The 6749-nt window shown below is 60.6% G+C and carries 8 protein-coding genes and 2 pseudogenes; all 10 read left to right on the plus strand.

Going from position 1 to position 6749, the window contains the following annotated elements; translation table 11 throughout:
• Positions 1-218 precede the first annotated feature (218 nt).
• Positions 219-590 carry an IS66-like element accessory protein TnpA gene (gene tnpA, locus LQK84_RS24770; protein ID WP_230831459.1) on the plus strand — a complete coding sequence of 124 codons (372 nt, stop codon included), beginning with the start codon at positions 219-221 and terminating at the stop codon, positions 588-590.
• Complete coding sequence (tnpB, locus tag LQK84_RS24775) at positions 587-937, plus strand: IS66 family insertion sequence element accessory protein TnpB (protein ID WP_230831460.1); 351 nt, start codon at positions 587-589, stop codon at positions 935-937. The genes tnpA and tnpB (LQK84_RS24775) overlap by 4 nt, the downstream gene beginning before the upstream one ends.
• A 59-nt stretch (positions 938-996) precedes the next feature.
• Positions 997-2631 carry an IS66 family transposase gene (tnpC, locus tag LQK84_RS24780; protein ID WP_230831461.1) on the plus strand — a complete coding sequence of 545 codons (1635 nt, stop codon included), beginning with the start codon at positions 997-999 and terminating at the stop codon, positions 2629-2631.
• Positions 2631-2930: a hypothetical protein gene (locus tag LQK84_RS24785; RefSeq protein ID WP_230831462.1), complete on the plus strand. Its 300-nt coding sequence runs from the start codon at positions 2631-2633 to the stop codon at positions 2928-2930. Before tnpC (LQK84_RS24780) ends, LQK84_RS24785 begins: the two co-directional genes overlap by 1 nt.
• 108 nt (positions 2931-3038) lie before the next feature.
• Positions 3039-3170: pseudogene (locus LQK84_RS25395) on the plus strand (IS5/IS1182 family transposase); the annotation flags it as partial.
• A 125-nt stretch (positions 3171-3295) separates the two neighbouring features.
• On the plus strand, positions 3296-3439 hold the full coding sequence (locus LQK84_RS24795; protein ID WP_230831463.1) for a hypothetical protein: 144 nt from the start codon (positions 3296-3298) through the stop codon (positions 3437-3439).
• A complete protein-coding gene (locus LQK84_RS25400) occupies positions 3412-3705 on the plus strand; it encodes a hypothetical protein (protein ID WP_442967024.1) in 294 nt (97 codons plus the stop codon). The genes LQK84_RS24795 and LQK84_RS25400 overlap by 28 nt, the downstream gene beginning before the upstream one ends.
• Positions 3702-3941, plus strand: coding sequence for an IS66 family insertion sequence element accessory protein TnpB (gene tnpB / locus LQK84_RS24800; RefSeq protein WP_442967022.1), 240 nt, complete (start codon positions 3702-3704; stop codon positions 3939-3941). Before LQK84_RS25400 ends, tnpB (LQK84_RS24800) begins: the two co-directional genes overlap by 4 nt.
• Before the next feature lie 153 nt (positions 3942-4094).
• A pseudogene (tnpC, locus tag LQK84_RS24805) lies at positions 4095-5726 on the plus strand (IS66 family transposase); the annotation flags it as partial.
• Between the two features lie 55 nt (positions 5727-5781).
• Positions 5782-6630, plus strand: a complete 849-nt coding sequence (locus tag LQK84_RS24810) for a PhzF family phenazine biosynthesis protein (protein ID WP_442967023.1) — start codon at positions 5782-5784, stop codon at positions 6628-6630.
• The last annotated feature ends 119 nt before the right edge of the window (positions 6631-6749 follow it).

The following is a 6749-nucleotide window of genomic DNA, read 5'->3' on the forward strand; positions in this document are numbered from 1 at the left end:
GAAAGGCCCTGTGAAACCGCTGCAAGAACCCGAACCCGCAAATCCATCGACAAAGCCTTCGACATCTCAGCCACCTCCATCCAGAGGGTGTCATAAGAATCAGACAGACGCTGATTTGCATAGTATGCCTCCGCCGAAGGCCGTCTGCCCTGATTTGGTGATTGGCTTTAAGTGCATGCCTTATGTCATACGCTACAGTGATTTCCCCCGTTGAGGTTTTGTCCGTCGATGATCTTGGCCGTCGGCGGGATTGGTCGGACGAAGAGAAGGTTCGGATCGTCGAGGAAAGCCTGCGGGGCTTTCGGCAGGGTTCGGCGACGGCGCGACGTTATGGGTTGTCGCGATCGCTACTGACGACCTGGCGACGGGAATACCGGAACGGCCTTTTAAGCGTTTCGACGTCACCTGGCTTCATGCCACTGTCGATTTCGCCACCAGCGGCGGCACCTTGCGAGAAGGCCTCGCCGCCGCGGCGGGAAGACGACAAAAGGATCGAGATCGGTCTGCCGAACGGTCGTCGGCTGACGATCCCGACCTCGCTTGATCCGAATATTCTGGCCCGTCTGTTGCCGGTTCTGGATGCGTCATGATCGCCTTTCCGGCTGGCGTGAAGGTCTGGATCGCGGGTGGCGTGACGGACATGCGTTGCGGCATGAACAGCCTGGCGCTGAAGGTGCAAGAAGGCCTCGGCCGCGATCCCCATGGCGGCGAGATATTCTGCTTTCGGGGACGCAAGGGCGATCTGATCAAGGTGCTTTGGCATGACGGGGTTGGCATGTCGCTTTACCTGAAGCGCCTGGAGGCCGGAAAGTTCATCTGGCCGACCAGTCAGAGCGGCTCAGCTGTATCGGTATCCTCGGCTCAGCTTGGCTATCTTCTGGAAGGAATAGACTGGCGCAATCCGCGCTGGACACAGCGGCCTTCAAAGGCTGGCTGACCCTCTATATTTCCCTGTTTTCGTTAGGTATTTTGCAGGCGGCATGCTAGCTTCCGGCCATGGATGACGCTGCTTCGGAGATAGCCAGATTGCGGGCCGCGCTAGCGGCATCGGAGGCGCGTGCCGCCTCCGCCGAAGCCAACCTCGCACAGGTGCGGGCCGTCGTCACGACATCCGAGGCGATGATCCGGCATCTCAAGCTCGAGATCGCAAAAATGCGGCGCGAGCAATATGGCCACAGTTCGGAACGCCGCGCCCGGCTGATAGACCAGATGGAATTGCAGCTCGAAGAACTCGAGGCCGATGCCACCGAGGATGAGATCACTGCGGTACGCGTCGCGGCAAAGATCACGAATGTCTCCGCCTTCGAACGCCGTCGCCCAGCCCGCAAACCTTTTCCCGCGCAATTGCCGCGCGAGCGCGTCATCATCGAGGCTCCGTCAAGCTGCACCTGCTGCGGTTCGGCCCGGATCGTGAAGATGGGCGAAGACGTCACCGAGACGCTGGAGGTGATCCCTCGCCAGTGGAAAGTGATCCAGACGGTGCGCGAGAAGTTTACCTGCCGCGACTGCGAGAAGATCAGCCAGTCACCGGCACCTTTCCATGCCACACCGCGCGGATGGGCGGGGCCGAACCTGCTGGCCACGATCCTCTTCGAGAAGTTCGGACAGCATCAACCCTTGAACCGCCAGGCCGAGCGCTATGCCAGGGAGGGCGTCGACCTCAGCCTCTCCACGCTGGCCGACCAGGTCGGGGCCTGCACGATAGCGCTGCAACCTATCCATGATCTGATCCGCGCCCATGTTCTTGCCGCCGAACGGCTGCATGGGGACGACACCACCGTGCCGCTTCTGGCGCGGGGTGCAACGCGGCAGGCAAGATTGTGGACTTACGTTCGCGACGACCGCCCCTTCGCAGGCGGCGCGCCTCCCGCGGCACTCTTCTACTTCTCTGTTGATCGCGAGAAGACCCATCCAAACAGACATCTCGCCGGGTGGCATGGTACTCTCCAGGCCGATGCCTATGGTGGCTACAACGACCTCTACCGTGCCGACCGCGGCCCCGCTCCGGTCAACAGCGCGCTCTGCTGGAGCCACGCGCGGCGCAAGTTCTTCGAATTGGCCGACATCGCCGGCAACGTGCGCAAGGGAAAGCCTGCCCACGAGATATCGCCCGTCGCGCTCGAGGCCGTGGCCCGCATCGACGCGCTCTTCGACATCGAGCGCGGCATAAATGGCATGCCGGCCGAGGCACGGCTTGTCGCCCGGCAGCAACATGCCCGTCCGCTCGTTGAGGAGTTGCACGATTGGCTCACGGCCCAGCGTGCCCAGATGTCGAAGCACAATCCCGTCGCCAAGGCGATCAACTACATGTTCGAGAAGGAGGGACGCTTTGAAGCCTTCACCCGTTTCCTCGATGACGGCAGACTTTGTCTGACGAACAACGCCGCCGAACGCGCCCTGCGCGGGATTGCTCTGGGAAGAAAGGCATGGCTGTTCGCCGGCTCCCAGCGCGGAGGCGAACGTGCTGCCTTCATGTATTCTCTGATCGTCTCGGCAAAGATGAACGACATCGATCCGCAAGCCTGGCTGGCGGACGTGCTCGCCCGCATGCCCAGCCTTCCAGTATCAAGGCTGCCGGAACTGTTGCCGTGGAACTGGTCCGCTGGAAACGCCCGGCAGGTGGCGGCCTGATGGCGCAACCGACGCACGTCTACACGATCGAATATGTCGCCACGCTGATCGGTGAGAACCTCGAGTTGCTTGAAGAAATCGCCAGCAATTCCGACAACATCGACCACGGCGAAATGATCCATGTCTACGACGGTGCCGACGAGGGTATCATAACCTTCACCGACCGTGGCATCGAGAGCCTGCAGCAGTTCCTCGCCGACTTGCGGTCCTCAGAAGGCGGCGTTCGCCAATTCCTTCTCAACGAGCAATGTGATCCGGAAAAGATCGAACGCATCATCACTGATCAGCCGAAATCATAAGGTCCGCGGCCTTGGCCGGATGGTTACTTTGCATAGCCCAGTCGATTCAATCAGGTAGGATGCCCCTCTAAACACACGTGAGCGTCCGGCGAATGGATTTTGGCAGGGTCGAGAGACCGAATCTATAGGCTTCTCTTGGCTTCGTAGGCCATGACGCGCTCGATCATCTCGGGATCACATCGTTCATCGACGAGGAACTGGCGGATGCCACCCTCCCATGTTTGTATGTCGGCGAGCAGGTCCCGGAGATCGTCCACGCCGTTCTCGGTGAGGCCCTTTGTGCCATCGTACCCCTCCGGTGAGGGCCGCCTTGCGAGATTGGCGTGAACATCGGAAGTCCTAGTGCAAACACTAGGAGTAGTCCTATGACGAAGCATCCGATTGAAGTGATCACGTCTGTCGAGCGCCGGCGGCGCTGGTCTCGCGAGGACAAGGGCGGCTGGTTGCCGCCTGCCTTGAGCCTGGTGCGGTTCTTTCAGAGATTGCGCGATCGGCCGGCATCCACGTGAGCCAGCTCTTTCGGTGGCGCAAGGAACTCTGCCAGATCGAGGAGCCGTCGACCCCGGTATCGAGCACCTTGGTGCCCGTCATCGTTTCGGAGGCCGCGCCGGCAGCCCTACCCGTCGCCTCGGAGTTGCCCGCCCCATCGCAACCGCGCCGGAAGCGTAGCGATGTGACGATTGATCTGGGCCGCGGTCGTCGTGTCCACGTGGATAGTGACATCGACACGGAAGCGCTTGGCCGCATTCTCGATTGTGTGCTAGGTCGGCGATGATCCCGGTTCCTGCTGGTGTGAAGGTCTGGCTGGCGACAGGCAATACGGACATGCGCAAGGGCTTTCCTGGCTTGTCGCTGATGGTGCAGGAGACGCTCAAGCGCGATCCGATGTGTGGACACCTGTTCGTCTTCCGCGGTCGTGGTGGCGGCCTGATCAAGGTCAACTGGCATGATGGGCAGGGAGCCTGCCTGTTCACGAAGAAGCTGGAGCGGGGCCGCTTCATATGGCCGTAGGCGGCCGATGGAACGGTGGTGATCACACCTGCGCAGCTCGGCTATTTGTTGGAGGGGATCGACTGGCGGATGCCGGAAAAAACCTGGCGGCCCACCTCGGCCGGATAAGCAAAAATGCTGGAATGGCGGGAGAGAATATGATTCCATCTCGCCATGAACGCCCCTGCCGAACAGCTTCCGGACGACCTTGCCAGTGCACTCGCACTGCTTGCCGAGGAGCGCGCTCGGCGTGTTGTGGCCGAGGCTGAAGCGGCGACAGCGAAGGCGGAAGCTGCCAGTGCAAAAGCGCTCGTGTCGCATTCCGAGGCGCTGATCGCCCGGCTGAAGCTGGAGATCGAGAAGGTCCGCCGAGAGCTTTACGGCAGCCGCTCTGAGCGCAAGGCACGGCTTCTCGAACAGATGGAACTGCAGCTCGAAGAACTCGAAACTGATGCGGGCGAAGATGAACTCGCGGCAGAGGCGCTTGCCAAGGGTTCTACCGTCAGGGCCTTCGAGCGCAAGCGTCCTTCACGCAAGCCGTTTCCCGAGCATCTGCCGCGCGAGCGTGTCGTCATCGCCGCCCCGGCGAATTGCCCCTGTTGCGGCTCAGCCAAGCTGTCGAAGCTCGGCGAGGATGTCACCGAGACCCTGGAGGTCGTCCCTCGTCAATGGAAGGTCATACAGACCGTTCGGGAGAAGTTCTCCTGCCGTGAATGCGAGAAGATCACCCAAGCCCCGGCACCTTTCCATGTTACGCCGCGCGGCTTTGCGGGGCCGAACCTTTTGGCGATGATCCTGTTCGAGAAGTTCGCCCAGCATCAACACCTCAACCGTCAAAGCGAACGATATTCCCGCGAGGGGATCGATCTCAGCCTTTCGACACTGGCTGACCAGGTTGGCGCGTGTGCCGCCGCCCTCAGGCCCCTCCATGCACTGATCGAGGCGCATGTCCTGGTGGCCGAGCGGCTGCATGGCATCGACACGACCGTGCCGATCCTGGCGAAGGGAAAGACCGATACCGGTCGCATCTGGACCTATGTCCGGGATGACCGACCATTCGGCGGGCGCTCACCGCCTGCTGCCCTTTACTATGCCTCACGAGACCGGCGACAGGAGCATCCCGAGCGCCACCTGAAGACCTTCACCGGCATTCTGCAGGCAGATGCCTACGGCGGCTACAACCCGCTGTTCAAGATGGACCGGGTTCCTGCGCCGTTAACGCAGGCTCTATGTTGGTCGCACGCGAGGCGCAAATTCTTCGCCCTCGCGGATATCGCCACGAACGCCAAACGTGGCGGCAAAGCCGCGCCGATCTCACCTATTGCGCTGGAAGCCGTCAAACGGATCGATGCCCTGTTCGATATCGAACGGGAGATCAACGGTCTTGCCGCCGACGAGCGCTTGGAGCGCCGCCGCAAAAATAGCCAGCCGCTCGCCGAAGAACTAAATGGTTGGCTCCAAACCGAGCGCGAAAAGCTATCGCGCAGTTCTCCCGTCGTCGAGGCAATCGACTACATGCTCAAGCGCTGGGATGGCTTCACGTCATTCCTTGAAGACGGCCGGATCTGCCTCACCAACAACGCCGCCGAACGGGCGTTGCGCGGCTTTGCCCTCAGCAGAAAGTCGTGGCTCTTTGCCGGCTCCGATCGTGGTGCCGATCGCGCCGCGTTTATGGCAACGCTCATCGTGAGCGCTAAGCTCAACGACGTCGATCCGCAGGCGTGGCTTGCAGATGTCCTCGCTCGCATCGCTGACATGCCGGTTGCACGGGTCGAGCAACTGCTTCCGTGGAATTGGCAGTCAGCCAAAGTCATGCCAAATGCGGAAAGGCCGCATAAAATTAGAACGTCAGGATGTCATAGTGAGACACGGAACCACAAAATTTTCATTCCAGCAGGTTGATGTTTTCTCCTCCAGAGCTTTGCTAGGTAACCCGTTGGCGGTTGTCATCGGAGCCGATTCCTTGACCGCATCAGAGATGGCTGCCTTCGCGAGTTGGACGAACCTTAGCGAAACGACCTTCCTTCTCCAGCCGAAGTCGGCAGATGCAGACTACCGCGTTCGCATCTTTACGCCCGTTGCTGAATTGCCGTTCGCGGGTCACCCTACCTTGGGGAGTTGCCATGTCTGGCTGTCATCCGGTGGGCGACCAAAGAATGGTGACATTATCCAGGAGTGCGAAGCAGGACTTATCCGCATCCGGCACGATAAAAAACGGCTTGCTTTCGAAGCCCCCGAGCTGCGCCGCTCGGGCCCGGTGGAACTCGACACGCTGACGCGAGCCATCAAAGGTTTGCGATTGACAGCAGATGACATCGTTGACGCCAACTGGGTGGACAATGGCCCTGGCTGGCTTGCTGTCCTGCTACGCTCCAAGGCCGACGTCTTGGCGCTGCGCCCGGACTTCGCCGTGCTGTCCGGGTTGCGGGTCGGTGTTGTTGCCCCTTGGGACCCCATGAAGGATGGGCGGGATGCAGATTTCGAGGTGCGTGCCTTTACCGCGGCCGGATTTGAAGATCCTGTAACTGGCAGTCTAAACGCTGGCATCGCCCAATGGTTGATAGGAAGCCGCATCGCGCCCTCGTCGTACATTGCCAGCCAGGGTACGGTCCTTCGAAGGGAAGGACGTGTTCATGTGCAGAAGATCGAGGACCAAATTTGGATCGGCGGCGACGTAACGACGTGTATCGAGGGCGTTGCAGCCATTTAGAGGGGCATCCTACCTGATTGAATCGACTGGGCTATGCAAATCAGCGTCTGTCTGATTCTTATGACACCCTCTGGATGGAGGTGGCTGAGATGTCGAAGGCTTTGTCGATGGATTTGCGG

The sequence above is a fragment of the Rhizobium sp. C4 genome (genome assembly GCF_021026315.1).
Taxonomy (GTDB): domain Bacteria; phylum Pseudomonadota; class Alphaproteobacteria; order Rhizobiales; family Rhizobiaceae; genus Ensifer_A.